Raw genomic sequence first — 16,745 nt, 5'->3', positions numbered from 1 at the left:
CGGGAGCGGTGCACTCTAGCAAATCGGCTTTGCCGACGTCGAACGGTAGAGGGGGATCGGGCGGGGAAAACGAAGGGCTTGAAAAGTCAAAAGCCCGATTGCAGGAATCGGGCTTTTTTCTGGGCCACCATGGGCTCAGCTCACGGTGCTGTTGCGTTCGATCACACGATCACCACCGCCTTCGGCCACGGTATCGCCCATTTTAGTGCGCGAAGAACCGTCTTCAGCGAGGGTTTGGCCCGGAGTGCGGTCGGAACCGTCAGCTGCCAAGGTTTGGCCCGGAGTGCGGTCGGAACCGTCAGCTGCCAAGGTTTGGCCCGGAGTGCGGTCGGAACCGTCGGCTGCCAAGGTTTGGCCTGGAGTGCGGTCGGAACCATCAGCTGCCAGGGTTTGACCTGGGGTGCGGTCGGAACCGTCAGCTGCCACGGTATCACTCTGCTTGGTACGGTCATAACCGTCTTCGGCCAGGCCTTTTTCTTCCAGGCGATCACGTCCACCTTCGGCAACTGTCTGGCTGTAGACAGAATGGCTGTCCTTGACCTGTGGCGTGGCTTGTTCGGAGGCTGGCAGTGCGAAGGCAGTAGAGGCCAGCAGTGAAAGGGACAGGCTCATCAGTAATTGGCGTTTCATGATCGTTGCTCCTTGGGAGGGCGATAAAGTGGGTACGAGGGCAATGCTACTCTCGATAAGTCGATATAAAAGTTCATAAACGCAATGGTAATAATCAACGGAATTGATTGTTCGCGGCGAAGGCTCTAGAACGGGCGTTTCCAAGGTGCTGTTTTGCACCGTGGTGGGTATTTTGTACCCATCGCTGCCTCGCAAATGTGCGGGGGCGGTAACAGTTTGTTGGCCGATCAGTCAGAATCCTGGCATTTTTTTGTGCCGTTCATCGGCACCTGTTGGCCGTTTCGCCAGTCCAACCCTTCATGACGAACCGGTGCAGGTTCGTATTTAAAACAGCGCCGCGGTTGCGGACGCTGACTTGTCATCAGGAGCCTTGTGCATGACGCGCACCTCGAAAATCCTCGCCTGGAGCTTTGCCAGCCTTGTTGTCCTGCTGGCGGTGCTGGTGCTGGTCATCGCCTTCTTCGACTGGAACCGCATCAAGCCCCCGCTCAATGCCAAGGTTTCCGAGGAATTGCATCGTCCCTTCGCCATCAACGGCAACCTGGCGGTGATCTGGCAGCGTGAGCCGGAAGAAGGTGGCTGGCGCGCCTGGTTGCCGTGGCCCCATGTGGTGGCCGAAGATTTGAGCCTGGGTAACCCGGATTGGTCGAAAACGCCGCAAATGGTCACGCTCAAGCGTGTCGAGCTGCGCGTTTCGCCTCTGGCCTTGCTGGCCCGGCGAGTGGCGATTCCACGCATCGACCTGACGGAGCCCAACGCCAATCTGCAGCGCCTGGCGGACGGTCGCGCCAACTGGACCTTCCAATTCGATCCGAAAGACCCGGATGCCGAGCCGTCCAGCTGGGTGGTGGACATTGGCGCCATTGGTTTCAACAAGGGGCACGTCACCCTTGACGACCAGACACTCAAGACCCGCCTCGACCTGTTGATCGACCCGTTGGGCAAACCCATTCCGTTCAGCGATATCGTCGGTGACAAAGCCGCGAAAAAAGCCCAGGACCAAGGCGCGACGCCACAGGACTACGCGTTCGCCTTCAAGGTCAACGGGCAGTATCACGGGCAAAACCTGACCGGCTCCGGCAAGGTCGGTGGCTTGCTGGCACTGAAGGATGCGTCACGACCCTTTCCACTCCAGGCCCAGGCGAAGGTCGGTGACACACGTGTCGAACTGGCGGGCACCCTCACCGATCCGCTGAACCTCGGGGCCCTGGACTTGCGCCTGAAACTGGCGGGCACCAGCCTCGCCCAGCTCTACCCACTGACCGGCGTGACCCTGCCGGACTCACCGCCTTACGCCACCGATGGCCGCTTGATCGCCAAACTGCATGAGCCGGGTGGGGCGCTGTTTCGCTATGAGGGGTTCAACGGCAAGATCGGCGACAGCGATATCCATGGCGACCTGGCTTACGTCGCCAGCCAACAGCGGCCCAAACTCAGTGGCGCGCTGGTCTCCAATCAACTGCTGTTTAGCGACTTGGCGCCGTTGATCGGTGCTGACTCCAACACCGAGCAAAAGGCCCGCGGTGGCGCCAGTAAACAGCCGACCGGCAAGGTCTTGCCTGTAGAAGAGTTTCGCACCGAGCGCTGGCGCGTGATGGACGCCGATGTGGAGTTCACCGGCAAACGCATTGTCCATAGCGAGCAGCTACCGTTCACCGACCTGTACACCCATCTGGTGCTCAACGACGGGCAGTTGAGTCTTGAGCCCCTGCGTTTCGGTGTGGCCGGTGGCCGCCTCGATGCGCAGATCCGCCTCAACGGGCGTACCCGGCCGCTGGAGGGCCAGGCGAAGCTGACGGCGCGGGGGTTCAAGCTCAAGCAACTGTTCCCGGGTTTCGAACCGATGAAAACCAGCTTCGGCGAATTGAATGGCGATGCCGACATCACCGGGCGCGGCAATTCGGTGGCGGCGTTGCTGGGCACCTCCAACGGCACGCTGAAAATGCTCATCAACGATGGCGCCATCAGTCGGGAATTGATGGAGCTGGCGGGGCTGAACGTTGGTAACTACGTGGTAGGGAAAATCTTTGGCGACAAGGAAGTGAAGATCAACTGCGCGGCAGCCGACTTCGACATCAAGACAGGCCTGGCGACCACGCGCCTGTTCGTGTTCGATACCGAGAACGCGATCATCTACATCGACGGCACGGCGAACATGGCGAGTGAACAGTTGGACCTGACCATCACCCCAGAGTCCAAGGGCTGGCGTCTGATTTCCCTGCGTTCGCCCTTGTATGTGCGGGGCACGTTCGCCAAGCCCGCCGCTGGGGTCAAGGCCGTGCCCCTGATGCTGCGCGGTGCCGGCATGGTGGCGTTGGGCGTGATCGCCGCGCCGGCGGCCGGGTTGCTGGCGCTGGTGGCGCCCAGCGGCGGAGAGCCGAACCAGTGCGCGCCGCTGTTGGAACAGATGAAGGCGGGCAAGGCGCCGGTGACGGTCAAGCCTACCCGGTAGCCGGCGAATTGTTATGAAGCTTAGGGCCCTTTCGCGAGCAAGCCCGCTCCCACAGTTGACCAAGTTCCTTCAGAGAAATGCGGTTCAACTGTGGGAGCGGGCTTGCTCGCGAAGGGGCCCTCAGGTGTATCAGAGATCAGCCAGGATATCGGCCATGTCATCGGCATGCTCTTCTTCCTGGGCCAGGATGTCTTCGAAGATGCGCCGGGTGGTCGGGTCTTTTTCGCCAATGTATTGGATGATTTCCCGGTAGCTGTCGATGGCGATCCGTTCGGCCACCAAGTCCTCGTACACCATTTCCTTGAGGGTGTTGCCCGCTATGTATTGGGCGTGGGAGTTGCGGGTCAACAGGTCGGGGTTGAACTCCGGCTCGCCGCCCAGCTGCACGATGCGCTCGGCGAGTGTGTCGGCGTGTTCGGCTTCCTGGTTCGCGTGCTCGAGGAACTCACTGGCCGCCACGCTGGCCTTGAGACCGGTGGCCATGAAGTAGTGGCGCTTGTAGCGCAACACGCAAACCAGTTCGGTGGCCAGCGCTTCGTTGAGCAGGCGGATGACCTCCTGGCGATCGGCGCCGTAGCCTTCGGTCACGGCGCCGTTCTGCACGTTCTGCCGTGCTCGTTCGCGCAGGGTGGTTACATCGGATAAGTGCATGTCGCTCATCTCGTTCTCCTGGAGGCTGATCCGGTTGAGGCGTCACGCTCTGCTGGCGCGATCACTCTAAATGTGAGTGACGCGGTCTTGAAAAAGTTTTACTGAATTTTTCAGCGCATAACCGGACAGTCGCGCCTCCTCCCCCAACCACTGGAAGAACGCCCGCACCGGCGGATGGCGTTCGCGGCCCGGGACGCACAGGGCGCTATAGCCGGCGCCGCTGACCTGGACGTCCGGGCGATAGCCCACCAGCAAGCCGCTGGCGATGCTTTGCGACGCGAGGATATTGCTCGCCAGCACCAGGCCCTGCCCGGCGATCGCGGCTTGCAAGGCGTAGTGCTCCTCGTCGTACTCGCGGATGCACGGCTGACGGGTGAGCCAGGCTTCCCCGGCCTGGGCGCACCAGGCATCCCAACCGTGGGCGTACAGCTTGGAGTTGTGCCAGCGCACGCTGATCAGCGTCGGCGGCTGCCGGGCCGCCAGGGCCACCTGTTCAGGCGAGCCATAGACCCCGAAGCTTTCATCGAACAGGCACATGCCGTACAGGTTCGGGTAGGCGTCGAGGCTGTAGCGCACCACCAGGTCGACGCTGGCGTCCTGGTGCAGGTCGATCACCTCGCAATGGGTGTCCAGGCGCACGTTGATGTTCGGGTGGCGCGCATAAAAGCGCCCCAGGCGCGGCACCAGCCACAGGGCGGCAAACGCGGCGGTGGTGGACAGGGTCAGGTGGGTGGTGCTCCGTTGCGGGCGCAAGGTATCGATGCTTTGCGCTACCTCCAGCAAGGCCCCGTGCAAGCTGTGGAACAAGCGTTGCCCGCCGTCGGTGAGGCGAACCTGGCGGGGCAGGCGTTCGAACAGGACCAGCCCCAGCCAGCTCTCCAGCGCTCGAATCTGGTGGGAGATCGCTGTAGGCGTCACCGATAACTCCGCCGCGGCCGCCTTGAAACTGAGCAACCGCGCGGCGGATTCGAAGGCGCGCAGGGCGTTGAGCGGCAAGTTGGCGAACATCCGGATTCTCCTGAAAAACGCTACGGATGAAATTAACTCATCCAGATGAACTAACGCTCATTTGTCTGCTGGTAGCGCGTGGCTTCAATCTGCGCCGCACAAGCAGTGTTGATTGTAGCCGCATAAAAGGAGATTCAGATGAGCAAGATTCTTGTGGTGCATGGCAGTCCCCGTGGCGAGCGTTCTCATTCCCGGCGCCTGGCCGAGGCTTTTGTCTCGGCGTGGCAGGCCGCGAATCCGCAATCTCAATTGACCCGCCGCGAAGTCGGACGAACAGTGATACCGCCGGTCAACGAAGCCTTTATCGCGGCGGCGTTCTACCCCGAGCCCCAGAATCGACCGTTGATCATGCAGGCGGACCTGGCCCTGAGCGACGCCTTGGTCGAGGAGCTGCAAGCCCATGACCGATTGGTGATCGCCGCGCCCATGCACAACTTCAGCGTGCCCAGCGGCGTGAAGGCCTGGATCGACCAGATCGTGCGCATCGGGCTGACGTTCAATCACAGCCTGGATAACGGCGTGTCGCACTACGAGCCGCTGGTGCTGGGCAAGAAGGCGCTGATCGTGACCAGCCGCGGCGATTTCGGTTTCGGCCCCGGCGGCCAACTGGAGGGCATGAACCACGCCGACACGCTGTTGCGCACCGTGCTGGGATTCATCGGCATCACCGATGTGACGGTGGTGGCCGCCGAAGGCGAAGAGTCGGCCGAGCGCAGTTTTGCGTTGTCCTGCGCCGAGGCCGAGGAGCGTTTGCTGGCGCTGGCGCGGACGTTTTGAGAAAGGGGCGGCTGCGCAGCCCAGCGGGAGCAAGCGCCCTCGCCACGGATTCATCTGGGTGTCATAGACTGGTCATCATCAGTACCGATGCTGACCCCTCTTGATCAAGGATGTCGCCATGTCGCAACGCTGCGCCACTCGTTACCCACTGGTGCTGGTCCCAGGCATGCTCGGGTTCGTCCGTCTGGTGCTGTATCCGTACTGGTATGGCATCGTCTCGGCGTTGCGCCGCGGTGGGGCCGTGGTGGTGGCGGTGAAGGTTTCGCCGCTGCATTCGTCCGAGGTGCGCGGCGAGCAGTTGCTGGCAGTGATCGACGACATCCTGCGGCAAACCGGTGCGCAGAAGGTCAACCTGATCGGCCACAGCCAGGGCAGCCTTACCGCCCGTTATGCCGCCGCCAAGCGTCCGGACCTGGTGGCGTCGGTCACGTCGGTGGCCGGCCCCAACCACGGCTCCGAACTGGCTGATTACCTGCAGCGCCATTACCCGGCCGACAGCGCCAAGGGCCGCGTACTCAGTGCCGTGCTACGCCTGATCAACGCCCTGATGAGCCTGCTGGACACCGGCTATCGCGGGCCGAAGCTGCCGGTGGACCTCCACGCGTCCCACGTCTCCCTGACCACTGCTGGCGTGGCGCTGTTCAACCAACGTTATCCACAGGGGCTGCCGCTCACTTGGGGCGGGCAGGGGCCGGAAGAGGTCAATGGCGTGCGCTATTACTCGTGGTCCGGCACCTTGCAGCCGGGCATCACCGATAAAGGGCGCAACCTGTTCGACGGCACCCACCGCACGTGCCGTTTATTTGCCCGCACCTTTGTCCGGGAAGCGGGGCAATGCGACGGCTTGGTCGGACGCTACAGCTCCCACCTGGGCACGGTCATCGGCGACGACTATCCGCTGGACCACTTCGACATCGTCAACCAGTCGCTGGGGCTGGTGGGCAAGGGGGCCGAGCCGATCCGGTTGTTTGTCGAGCATGCCGAGCGGTTGAAGGCTGCCGGGGTGTAGCCCGTTGGACCGCGTTATCGTTCTTCGCGAGCAGGCTCGCTCCCACATTGACCGCATTCTTTCTGAAGAAACTCGATCGAATGTGGGAGCGGGCTTGCTCGCGAAAGCGGTTGTTCAGGCGCCGAGAATCTCTTGGGAGGTGTAACAGGCGTTGTCTACACTCCACCCCATCGCCACCCCCTCGTGTGGCAGCCAGGAGAAACACCATGAAGATGCTTCGTGTGCCTTTGTTGATGATCGGTTTGCTGCTGTGTTCCCAGGGCTTCGCCGAGACGGCGCAGCAGAGCAAGATGACCACCTGCAATGCCGACGCCACCGCCAAGGCGCTCAAGGGCGACGAGCGCAAGGCGTTCATGAGCAATTGCCTCAAGGCTACCCCGCAGGAGCGCATGAAGAGCTGCAACGCCACCGCCACCGAGCAGGCGCTGAAGGGCGATGCGCGAAAGGCGTTCATGAGTGAGTGCCTGAAGAAAAAATAAGTGTTGGATCTGTGGGGCCCCATCGTCGGATCGCCGCCCGGAGCAGGCTCGCTCCCACATGGGCAGGCCAACGCCGATCCACTGTGGGGGCGAGCCTGCTCGCGATGGGGCCGACGCAAAAGTTACAAAAAAGCCCTGAACTGCGACGAAGGTCGGCCGACACAATCCCTAGTGCTGCCAGCGGATCGCTGGCAGACTGCCGATCCTTTCACGCCGTTTTGTCCTGAGGCTGTATGCCAACGTTTTCTCAGCGTCATGTGTTGTTGGTGATCAGTTGGGTGATCATTTTTGGTGGGTTGTTGCTGGTGCTGCCGCTGCGCCTGTTGCCGAGCTTGCTGGCCGGGCTGCTGGTGTTCGAGCTGGTCAACATGCTCACCCCGCAGTTGCAGCGCCTGATCGAAGGCCGCCGTGCCCGCTGGCTGGCAGTGGCGTTGCTCGGCACGCTGGTGGTCAGTGTGCTTTCGTTGATTTTCGCCGGGGCCTTCAGTTTCCTGCTCCATGAAGCAGAAAACCCAGGCGCGTCCCTGGACAAGTTCATGACGGTGGTCGACCGCGCCCGTGGACAATTGCCGCCGTTCATCGACGCCTACCTACCGGCCAGCGCTGCCGAGTTCCGAGTGGCAATCGGCGACTGGGTGAGCAAGCACCTGAGCGACCTGCAACTGGTGGGCAAGGACGCTGCCCACATGTTCGTGACCTTGCTGATCGGCATGGTGCTGGGGGCCATCGTTGCCCTGCAGCGCATTCCCGACCTGACCAAGCGCAAGCCCCTGGCCGCGGCGCTGTTCGATCGCCTGAACCTGCTGGTCAAGGCGTTTCGCAACATCGTCTTCGCCCAGATCAAGATTTCCCTGCTCAACACCTTCTTCACCGGGATTTTCCTGGCGGTGGTGCTGCCGCTGTTCGGCATCCAGCTACCGCTGACCAAGACCCTGATCGTGATGACGTTCCTGCTGGGGCTGCTGCCGGTGATTGGCAACCTGATGTCCAACACCCTGATCACCATCGTCGCCTTGTCGTTGTCGATCTGGGTGGCGGTGGCGGCGCTGGGTTACCTGATCGTGATCCACAAGCTCGAATACTTCCTCAACGCCCGTATCGTTGGCGGGCAGATCAGCGCCAAGTCCTGGGAATTGCTCATGGCGATGCTGGTGTTCGAAGCCGCGTTCGGCTTGCCGGGGGTGGTGGCGGGACCGATTTATTATGCGTATCTCAAGAGTGAGTTGAAGCAGGTGGGGATGGTCTGATCCAAGGGGTGTGTTGTCTGATCTGACGCCTTCGCGAGCAAGCCCGCTCCCACAGTTTGACCGAGTTCCTTCAGGAAGAGTGTGGTTCAAGTGTGGGAGCGGGCTTGCTCGCGAAAGGCGCACCTCGGTCTGGGATCAGACCTGGCTCCCATACCGCTTCATCGCCTCGATCGCCAACCCGCTGCCGATACTGCCGAAGATATTGCCTTCCACATGCCGCGCTTGGGGCAGCATCGCCGAGACGCTGTTGCGCAGCGCCGGGATGCCGCTGGAACCGCCGGTGAAGAACACCGTGTCGACCTGATCGACCCGCACGTTGGCATCGTTGAGCAACTGCGTGACGCTCCCGCGCACCCGTTCCAGCAAACCGTCGATGGCCGATTCGAACAAGGCCCGGCTCAGGTCCACGCTCAGGCCTGGCTCGATCCGGTCCAACGGCACGTGACGCTGCTCGGCGTGGGTCAACTCGATCTTGGTTTCTTCCACTTCCATCGCCAGCCAGTGCCCGGCGCGCTGTTCGATCAGCTTGAACAGCCGATCGATGCCGCCGGTGTCTTCGATGTCGTAGCGCATGCTGCCCAGGGCCAGGGTGGACTTTTGCGAGTACACCGCGTTGATGGTGTGCCAGGTCGCCAGGTTCATGTGGTGGCTGGTGGGCATGTAGGCACCGCTTTTCATGCGGCTGCCGTAGCCGAACAGCGGCATCAGGCCGGCCAGGGAGAGTTGCTTGTCGAAATCGGTCCCGCCGATGTGCACGCCACCGGTGGCGAGGATGTCGTCGTGGCGGTTGTCGTGGGTGCGGCGCTCGGGGGACAGGCGCACCAGGGAGAAGTCCGAAGTACCGCCGCCGATGTCGACGATCAGCACCAGCTCTTCTTTCTCGATGGTCGATTCATAGTCGAAGGCCGCTGCGATGGGCTCGTACTGGAAGGAGACTTCCTTGAAGCCAATGGCGCGGGCAACGTCCACCAGGGTGTTTTCCGCTTCCTGGTCGGCCAGCTCATCGTCATCGACGAAAAACACCGGGCGCCCCAGCACCACTTCTTCGAATTCCCGACCGGCGGCGGCTTCGGCGCGTTGCTTCAACTGGCCGATGAACAACCCCAACAGATCCTTGAACGGCATGGCCGTGCCGAGCACGCTGGTGTCGTGCTTGATCAGCTTGGAGCCCAGCAGGCTCTTGAGCGAGCGCATCAACCGGCCTTCGTAGCCTTCCAGGTATTCGTGCAGGGCCAGGCGGCCGTACACCGGGCGGCGTTCCTCGAGATTGAAAAAGACCACCGAGGGCAGGGTGATCTTGTCGTCCTCCAGCGCGATCAACGTTTCCATGCCGGGGCGCAGCCAGCCGACGGTGGAGTTGGACGTGCCAAAGTCGATGCCGCAGGCACGGGCCGGGGATGCGTTTTTCATGTCTTTCGGGTTCCAGTTGAAAAAACGGCCGCGCAGTGTATGCCAGTGCGGCGCGGATTCGAAGGCCGGTTATCTGCTAATTCGCAATCATCGGCCTTGAAAGACGGCGTTTCACCCCCAAACTTGCTGGCATGAGCCTGGTAGCCCATGGGCGGTACAAGAACCGCCACCCGCTGCCGATAAACTTCTGACGTGCCGCCCGGTCCCAATCTTGAGGTCGGTCAACCTGCTGTCCGGTTATCCGGGCAGGCTGTGCGTGGCGGTGCGACATCGATAACGGATGGTGATGCTTAGATGGACTTCAAAGACTATTACAAGATCCTGGGTGTCGAGCCCACGGCGGACGACAGCGCGATCAAGGCTGCCTACCGCAAGCTGGCTCGCAAATACCACCCGGACGTGAGCAAAGAGAAAGACGCCGAGACCAAGTTCAAGGACGTCTCCGAAGCCTATGAAGCGTTGAAAAGCGCCGACAAGCGCGCCGAGTACGACGACCTGCGCCGGTATGGCCAGCACGGCCAGCCGTTCCAGGGACCACCGGGCTGGCAGAGCCGTGGCGGTTTTGGCGGCCAGGACACAGGGGACTTCTCGGACTTCTTCAGTTCGATTTTCGGTAATCGCGGGCCGGGTTTCGGCGGCGGACAGTCAGGTCGCAGCGCCGGCCGTCGAGGGCAAGACGTGGAAATGGAATTACCGATCTTCCTGGAAGAAACCCTGTCGAGCGAGTCGAAGAAGGTCACCTTCCAGGTGCCGCAATACAACGCGGCGGGCCAGCACGTGAGCAACACCAGCAAGAGCCTGAACGTGAAGATCCCGCTGGGCGTGACCGATGGCGAGCGTATCCGCCTCAAGGGCCAGGGCGCGCCGGGAATCGGTGGCGGCCCCAATGGGGACTTGTACCTGACGATTCGTTTCGCCCCGCACCCCAAGTTCGACGTCGAGGGCCAAGACCTGATCATCACCTTGCCGCTGGCGCCATGGGAGTTGGCGCTGGGCACCGAAGTGGCGGTGCCGACCCTCACCGGCAAGATCAACCTGAAGGTGCCGGCCGGCAGCCAGAACGGCCAGCGCATGCGCGCCAAGGGCCACGGCCTGCGCAACAAGGCCGGCGAGCGCGGCTACCTGTTCGTGCAACTCAAGGCCGTGATGCCCAAGGCCGGCGACGAAGCGGTCAAGGCGCTGTGGGCTGAATTGGCGAAGAAAGCCGCGTTCGACCCGCGGGAGAATTTCTGACCGGTAATCACAGGCCTGGCAACACAACCCCGTGGCGAGGGAGCTTGCTCCCGCTGGGCTGCGAAGCAGCCCCAGAACCATTCGACACGGTGCGCCAGGAAAAACCGGTTGGCAGGTTTTTACGACTGCTGCGCAGCCGAGCGGGAGCAAGCTCCCTCGCCACAGCCACAGCCACAGCCACAGCCACAGCCACAGCCACAGCCAGCCTTGCCACAATCCTGGCTAGACTCGACAGTTAAAGCATTGGGAGAAGCAGACCATGAACACCCCGATCATTGAACTGAACCTGCTGGAATTCTGCGAAGCCGCCGCATTGGCCGATGTCCATGTGATCGAAATCGTCGAGCATGGCATCCTCGAACCCCACGGCGCGGCCCCCTCGGATTGGCGTTTCACCGACTACGAGTTGGTCCTGGCACGACGTGCAGCCAAGTTGCGCCGGGAGCTGGAGCTGGAATGGGACGGCGTCGCCCTGGCGCTGGACCTGCTGGAGGAAGTCCAGGCACTGCGAGCCGAGAACCGTCGGCTGCGTCAGCAACTGGGGCGCTGGGTGGGTTGAAAGCGGCGTGCCTGGACGACATTCGGGTCGAAAAAGCTATAAATAGTTACCGCACTCACCGCTGAGAGGCTGGTTAGGCTCGGGTTTTCCACCATCAAGGATGATCCGACAATGCCAGAACCCATTTCCAAACTCGTGCGCCCTGAAAATGCCGGCCTGCATTTTGAGTTGCTCAAGACCCGTATACCCGGTTGGTACAGCGGGGCCATCGTGCAGCGCCAGCAGGAGCTGAGCGACCATGCACTGGACGTTCCGGACTGGTACGTAAAGGCGACCCACGAGACCAGGGCCAGCCTCGAGAGCCGCCATTCCCGCTACCGCGAAACCCTGAACCAGGTCGACAGCGTGCTGGGCGATATCCAGGACATTCGCGATTTTGCCGAGCCGCTGCTCAACCAGGCGATCCAGGCTGAATTCAAGCAGGCACTGAACGTCAACGACGTCTATTTCGTCCGCAAGTACGGGCGCCAGGTGCGCGGCGATTTTTTTGGCGCGTTGGTCCTGGATAGCGAGGGCAGCAACTTCGATCGCTACGAATACCGCGGCACTTCGCTGCTGGAGGCTGCGCTGGCCAATTTTGAGCCGGACGAAGAAAACAGGCCTGGTTGCAGGGACTGCAACCTCATTACCACGCAGCGTCCGTTTTACGGGGGCGACGTCATTCCTTCGCTCAGTGCCTTTCGCGCAGGGGCCTTGCCGATCGCTCCCGAGGCCTTTGCCAAGCTGTGTCGCAAGCTCGACCTGGGGCGCCAATATCAGGAGCACGTCAATGCGATCGTCCGGCCCGCCAACACGCAAGCGCGCAGCCAGTTGGAACGCCAACTGCGTGATCATCACAAGGAAGGCTTGGCCCTCTGCGTCGAGATAGCCCGGGCCAAGGGGGACATCAGCCAAGCCGCTTACCTGATGATGCAACAGGTGGTCGGCGATCAAGAATCGATCACTCTTGATGGTCGGGCCGTCACGTTCACGTCTTTGAAAATCTTCGGCTTCGAACTGGTTGGCCCATTGTTGATCGGACCGGAGCGTGAGAGCAGTCGTCGAGTCGAGCGGCTCGTGGCGTACATTCCGGGCGATCCCGAGCATCCGCTCAAGGAATATGCGTCCAGTGGCGAATTTATGGCAGATTTGCGCCGGCGGCTGCACGGTATTGCCTATCGTCGTTTCTTCAGTCGTTTCGTGCTGTTGCGCCAGCAAGGGCTATTTTTCGAGCAGTTCAACCAGCTCTATCAACCTTCCGAAGAGGCGGACGACCAGGTCGATTTTCCTCTCAAGTCGTCGCTGCGCAATCTGCCGATGGAGACCGCTGGCGTCCCATCTCCTCTATGGGAATCGTTGCGCCTGAGGCAAATCCAGAAGATCCAACTCGATGCACGGGCGATAGCGGTGCCCACCGGGGTTGAAGACAAAAAGGCTCGCCTGGCGCGCCTGGACAGTTATGTCAGCGCGGTGATCGACGTTCTCAACCTGGCAGCATTCGTGGTGCCGGGCCTTGGACCGTTGATGCTGACGGTGGGCGCTGTGCAGATGTTCAATGAGGCGTTCGAAGGCATCGAGGCATTCGAGCGCGGGGAGACCCGGGAAATGTGGGCGCACTTTTCGAGCGTGGCTCTCAATACGGCATTTGTCGCCACGGGCGCCGCCGTACTGCCGCATGTTCAATGGTCGGGCGCGGTGGACCGATTGGAGCCGATCCGATTGGCCGATGGCCAATCGCGTCTCTGGCGCCCCGACCTGAGTCCCTACCGGAGCGATCTGCAACCGGCGGCGACATCCCTTCCAGATGCTCGTGGGCTGCACTCGGTCGCGGGGCGGGAAGTGGTGCCGCTCGATGGTAGCCATTATCAGGTGCAGCAGGATCCGGCGACCCATCGTTATCGCATTCGTCATCCCTCCCGTGGCCCGGATGCCTATCGGCCCGGACTGACGACCAATGGACGCGGCGCCTGGAATCATGAACTTGAGCGACCGCAGGGTTGGGAGGGCCCGACCCTGATGCGGCGGCTGGGGCACAGCGTCAAGGACTTCAGTGATGCCGAGCTTGAGCGGATTCGCATCGCCAGTGGCACCCACGAGAATGCGTTGCGACAGCTGCATGTCGAGGGCGAGCCACCGTCTGCGGCACTGGCGGACACGATCAAGCGCTTCAACATCGCCCGACAAGTCGACCAGTTCATCGCGCACATGCAAAGCGAGGATCCGCTGGAGTATGGACAAGCCGATCCGATGTCGCAGCTGCACCTGCTCACCGGCTACGGCCCGTGGCCGAAGACACTGAAATTGAAGGTGGTGGATGGTTCGGGCAAGGCCCTTTGGGAATACGCCCGACCATCGAACGAAGGCATCGTGCTGCGTGAAGTCGTTCTTTCCAGCAAGAAAGTCCATACGTCGCTGTTTCCCAGCAATGTGATCGAGGCGGTAGACGCAGCAGGAGAAGACCTGCTGGCCGGGACGAGCCCGCCATTGGCGAAAACCAACCTGGAGGCCCGAACCCAGCGACTGAGGAAAACGCTCGCCCAGGTGGCGGTGCGCGAGAAAGCCCAGCTGTTCAACGACCATTACGCCAAGGGCGAGGTATCGAATGATCCGCGCGTCACGCTGATCAAAGCGCGCTTTGCGTCGGTCCCAGTGGCAGCCATCGAACAGATGATGGCCCATGCCAACCCTGCTGAACGCCAGCAAATGGCCGGCTGGGATTTCACCGATCCGGCCCAGACCAAGCCCATCCCACTGCGCATCGCCGAAGAGCTACGCCATTTCCAGCGGGCAATACGTTTGAACCGGGCTTACGAGGGGCTGTACCACGAAACACTGGCAACGGACGATACGCCTCGGCTGGCGTTGGCGACCCTCAAATCCTTGCCTGGCTGGAGCGACACGGTCCGTATCGAGCTACGTCAGTATTCGACCAACGGCGCCTTGGTTGACAGTATCGGCCCGCTGGAGTCGACGCAGGCCAAGATCGTGGTCAAGGACGGTAACGCCTACAAGTCCTACGACAATAACGGTAATGATCTGAGCGGGTGGGGCGACTTCTACACCGCCCTGCAGCATGCCCTGCCGGACGCCGAACGCGAGGCCATGGGGCGGCCTTCGATTCATCAGGGCGATCTTCTGCAAGCGGCGGTTGGCGCAGCGCCAGTGGACCGGGGGGCGCTGGCGCAACGCCTGAAAATGGCACCCGTCAAGCCGTTCTTCCAATCGCCGATGCGCCTGGTGTCGGGCAAGGTCGGCTACCCCTTGAGTGGGCTGCGTGATTGGTTTCGCTCGGCGCCATCGCCCAAGGACCGGGTGTTGGATTTATACCCGGACTATACGAGAGAGGAGGTTCGCAGCTTGCTGCGATCGCTGGGCGACGGCGCTGTAGCTGAACTTCAGCGTCGCAAGATCGAGCTCGATACGCTGTGCCGGGATCTGGACGATTGGAAGGCGACCCAGGAGTGGTTAATCGTGGAGGGTGAGCTTCAATTGGTGCGGCCAGAGGCCAAGCAAGCGGTGGCTGAACGGATCAAACGGGGCTGGAGACGCCAGATTCCGGTCGTCAGTGCCGGCGATGGGAGCAGGATCGGGTATGAACTCAATTTGGGGATAGAGGGAGACAAGGTGGCGTCGTTACCGGCCTTGTCGGCCGATTTCAGCCATGTGGCCTCGCTGGCCATCCGTGGTATGGGATTGTCGCAGCAAACCAGTAACAGCTTTCTTGCCAGTTTCTCCTCCCTTCGTTGGTTGGACATGTCCTACAACAGGCTGACCGATATTCCAGAGGCAGTGGGAGAGATGAAAGATCTGACCAAGCTCTTCCTGACGTTGAACCAGATCAACCTGAGGCCTCGTAGCGTGGAAATTCTGCGGGGGTTGACCAAGATGAAAATCCTCAACCTGGATCTGAACCCTTTGGAGCGATTGCCGGACTTCAGCACGATGCCCAACCTGCGCGGATTGAACCTGAGGAGAACGCGCATCAATACCTGGCCCACCGGCTTGAGCAATCAGCCGCTGGAGCGGATTGATTTGCGTGACAACCGACTGACCGACGTGCCGGACTCGCTGATTGATCCGCCACCCCAGGCCGCCCGTGCCACGTCCCGCCTCAATAGCGTGACGCTTCTACAGGGCAACCCGCTGACCGAAGCGGCTCGACAACGGCTGAGTGACTATTGGACGAATCTTCGCCTGTTGCACCCCGACTGGGCCATGCTCAGTTTGCCAGGGGCATTTGGGGCCGAAGTGGTTCCGCTGGCGGTGCCGACCTCGGGTGTTGATCATTGGTTGCTCGGATTGTCCAGAGCGCAACAGGAGAGCAGAAAGGCGTTATGGCAACGCCTGGTCAGTGAGCTACGATCCGAGGAGTTTTTCCAGCTGTTGACGCGGCTGGCGGGTTCCTATCAGGGGCAGGAAAACTACCCGGACCTGCAGCGCCGTGTCTGGCAGATGCTCGAAGCCATCGGAAACTCCACGGATCTACGTCGCGAATTGTTCGAACTGGCCGGTGAGCCGGCATGTGAGGATCGTGCCGCATTGTCGTTCAGTTACCTGGAAATCAAATTGATGATCCATAACGCCAAGACGCTGTCAGTGGAGGGTGATGAAGCCGCGGAACTGATTCGACTGGCCAAGGGGCTGTTTCGCCTCGATGAAGTGGAGCGCATTGCCCTGGAGGATATCCAGCGGCGTCGCGACGCGATCAATGCTCAGCGGGGACTCACGCCTGCGCAGAGAGCTCGCTTGATGAATAAGATCGAGGAGGTCGAGGTCCGTCTGGCTTATCGCGTGGGCCTCAAGGACCGATTGGCGTTGCCGGGGCAGCCCGAGGGCGCGCGTTTTACCGCTATGGCCAATGTCACCACGGACATGCTTGACGCCGCGGCTCGCCGGGTCCTGGCCCTGGACGATTCGCCCGCGCAGATGCAGTCGCTGGTCGGCCGGGATTTCTGGATCGATTACGTCAAGCAGCGCCATGCGGCGTCCTTCCAGGCCCTGGACGACACGTTCATTGCCAGCCAGATCGAGCTGGACGAGGCGAAGGCCGCCGGGACGCTCGAAGAGTCGGCCTATGCCAGCCAATCCGAAGCCCTGGACCTGCAACGCAAGGTCAAGGAAGCGGAGCTGGTGCTGTCGTTGACTGAAGAGGAGTTGAACGCACCGATGGAAAGTACCGATATGTGAGGATGAACCGGCCCGGCTGTTTCATGGACCCATGAAAACCTGTGGCGAGGGAGCAAGCTCCCGCTGGGCCGGGCTGGCGCTCCAGGGCGAAGCAGCCCTCGCTTTTAAGCGGTCGCTGCGCAAC

The 16,745-nt window shown here is 61.6% G+C and carries 12 protein-coding genes; 8 read left to right on the top strand and 4 right to left on the bottom strand.

Annotated features, from left to right (window positions below; genetic code table 11):
- Window positions 1-135: 135 nt before the first annotated feature.
- Window positions 136-630, bottom strand: coding sequence for a hypothetical protein (locus HU767_RS16940; protein WP_186707810.1), 495 nt, complete (start codon window positions 628-630; stop codon window positions 136-138).
- Window positions 631-1,006: 376 nt separating this feature from the next.
- Here HU767_RS16940 and HU767_RS16935 point away from each other — a divergent pair, with 376 nt between their 5' ends.
- Complete coding sequence (locus tag HU767_RS16935) at window positions 1,007-3,082, top strand: AsmA family protein (protein ID WP_186730048.1); 2,076 nt, start codon at window positions 1,007-1,009, stop codon at window positions 3,080-3,082.
- Window positions 3,083-3,211: 129 nt separating this feature from the next.
- Here HU767_RS16935 and HU767_RS16930 read toward each other — a convergent pair whose 3' ends face one another.
- Both HU767_RS16930 and HU767_RS16925 read right to left on the bottom strand, forming a co-directional pair.
- The gene (locus HU767_RS16930; RefSeq protein ID WP_186707806.1) at window positions 3,212-3,742 is read right to left on the bottom strand and encodes a ferritin-like domain-containing protein; all 531 of its coding nucleotides are present in this window, start codon (window positions 3,740-3,742) and stop codon (window positions 3,212-3,214) included.
- Window positions 3,743-3,799: 57 nt separating this feature from the next.
- On the bottom strand, window positions 3,800-4,741 hold the full coding sequence (locus tag HU767_RS16925; protein WP_186730047.1) for a LysR substrate-binding domain-containing protein: 942 nt from the start codon (window positions 4,739-4,741) through the stop codon (window positions 3,800-3,802).
- A gap of 138 nt (window positions 4,742-4,879) precedes the next feature.
- Between HU767_RS16925 and HU767_RS16920 the strand changes: the two genes are divergently transcribed.
- The 4 genes from HU767_RS16920 (at window position 4,880) to HU767_RS16905 (ending at window position 8,253) form a co-directional block, all read left to right on the top strand.
- Complete coding sequence (locus HU767_RS16920) at window positions 4,880-5,518, top strand: FMN-dependent NADH-azoreductase (RefSeq protein WP_186730046.1); 639 nt, start codon at window positions 4,880-4,882, stop codon at window positions 5,516-5,518.
- 118 nt (window positions 5,519-5,636) lie between these two features.
- Window positions 5,637-6,527 (top strand): triacylglycerol lipase, encoded by an 891-nt coding sequence (locus tag HU767_RS16915; RefSeq protein ID WP_186730045.1) that lies wholly within the window; start codon window positions 5,637-5,639, stop codon window positions 6,525-6,527.
- A 206-nt stretch (window positions 6,528-6,733) separates the two neighbouring features.
- A complete protein-coding gene (locus HU767_RS16910) occupies window positions 6,734-7,006 on the top strand; it encodes a PsiF family protein (RefSeq protein ID WP_186707797.1) in 273 nt (90 codons plus the stop codon).
- Between the two features lie 233 nt (window positions 7,007-7,239).
- Entirely contained in the window at window positions 7,240-8,253 is a 1,014-nt protein-coding gene (locus HU767_RS16905) for an AI-2E family transporter (protein ID WP_186707795.1), read from the top strand.
- Window positions 8,254-8,388: 135 nt separating this feature from the next.
- Here HU767_RS16905 and HU767_RS16900 read toward each other — a convergent pair whose 3' ends face one another.
- Window positions 8,389-9,663, bottom strand: coding sequence for an Hsp70 family protein (locus HU767_RS16900; protein ID WP_186730044.1), 1,275 nt, complete (start codon window positions 9,661-9,663; stop codon window positions 8,389-8,391).
- Window positions 9,664-9,957: 294 nt separating this feature from the next.
- Here HU767_RS16900 and HU767_RS16895 point away from each other — a divergent pair, with 294 nt between their 5' ends.
- From HU767_RS16895 to HU767_RS16885, 3 genes are all read left to right on the top strand, one after another.
- On the top strand, window positions 9,958-10,896 hold the full coding sequence (locus tag HU767_RS16895) for a DnaJ C-terminal domain-containing protein (protein WP_186730043.1): 939 nt from the start codon (window positions 9,958-9,960) through the stop codon (window positions 10,894-10,896).
- Between the two features lie 259 nt (window positions 10,897-11,155).
- Window positions 11,156-11,455, top strand: a complete 300-nt coding sequence (locus tag HU767_RS16890; RefSeq protein ID WP_186707789.1) for a chaperone modulator CbpM — start codon at window positions 11,156-11,158, stop codon at window positions 11,453-11,455.
- A 111-nt stretch (window positions 11,456-11,566) separates the two neighbouring features.
- Window positions 11,567-16,621: an NEL-type E3 ubiquitin ligase domain-containing protein gene (locus tag HU767_RS16885; RefSeq protein ID WP_186730042.1), complete on the top strand. Its 5,055-nt coding sequence runs from the start codon at window positions 11,567-11,569 to the stop codon at window positions 16,619-16,621.
- The last annotated feature ends 124 nt before the right edge of the window (window positions 16,622-16,745 follow it).

This window comes from Pseudomonas sp. SWRI179 (assembly GCF_014268705.1).
GTDB lineage: Bacteria > Pseudomonadota > Gammaproteobacteria > Pseudomonadales > Pseudomonadaceae > Aquipseudomonas > Aquipseudomonas zanjanensis.
Note: the sequence above shows the minus strand (reverse complement) of the source record. Positions and strands in the feature narration are given on the sequence as shown.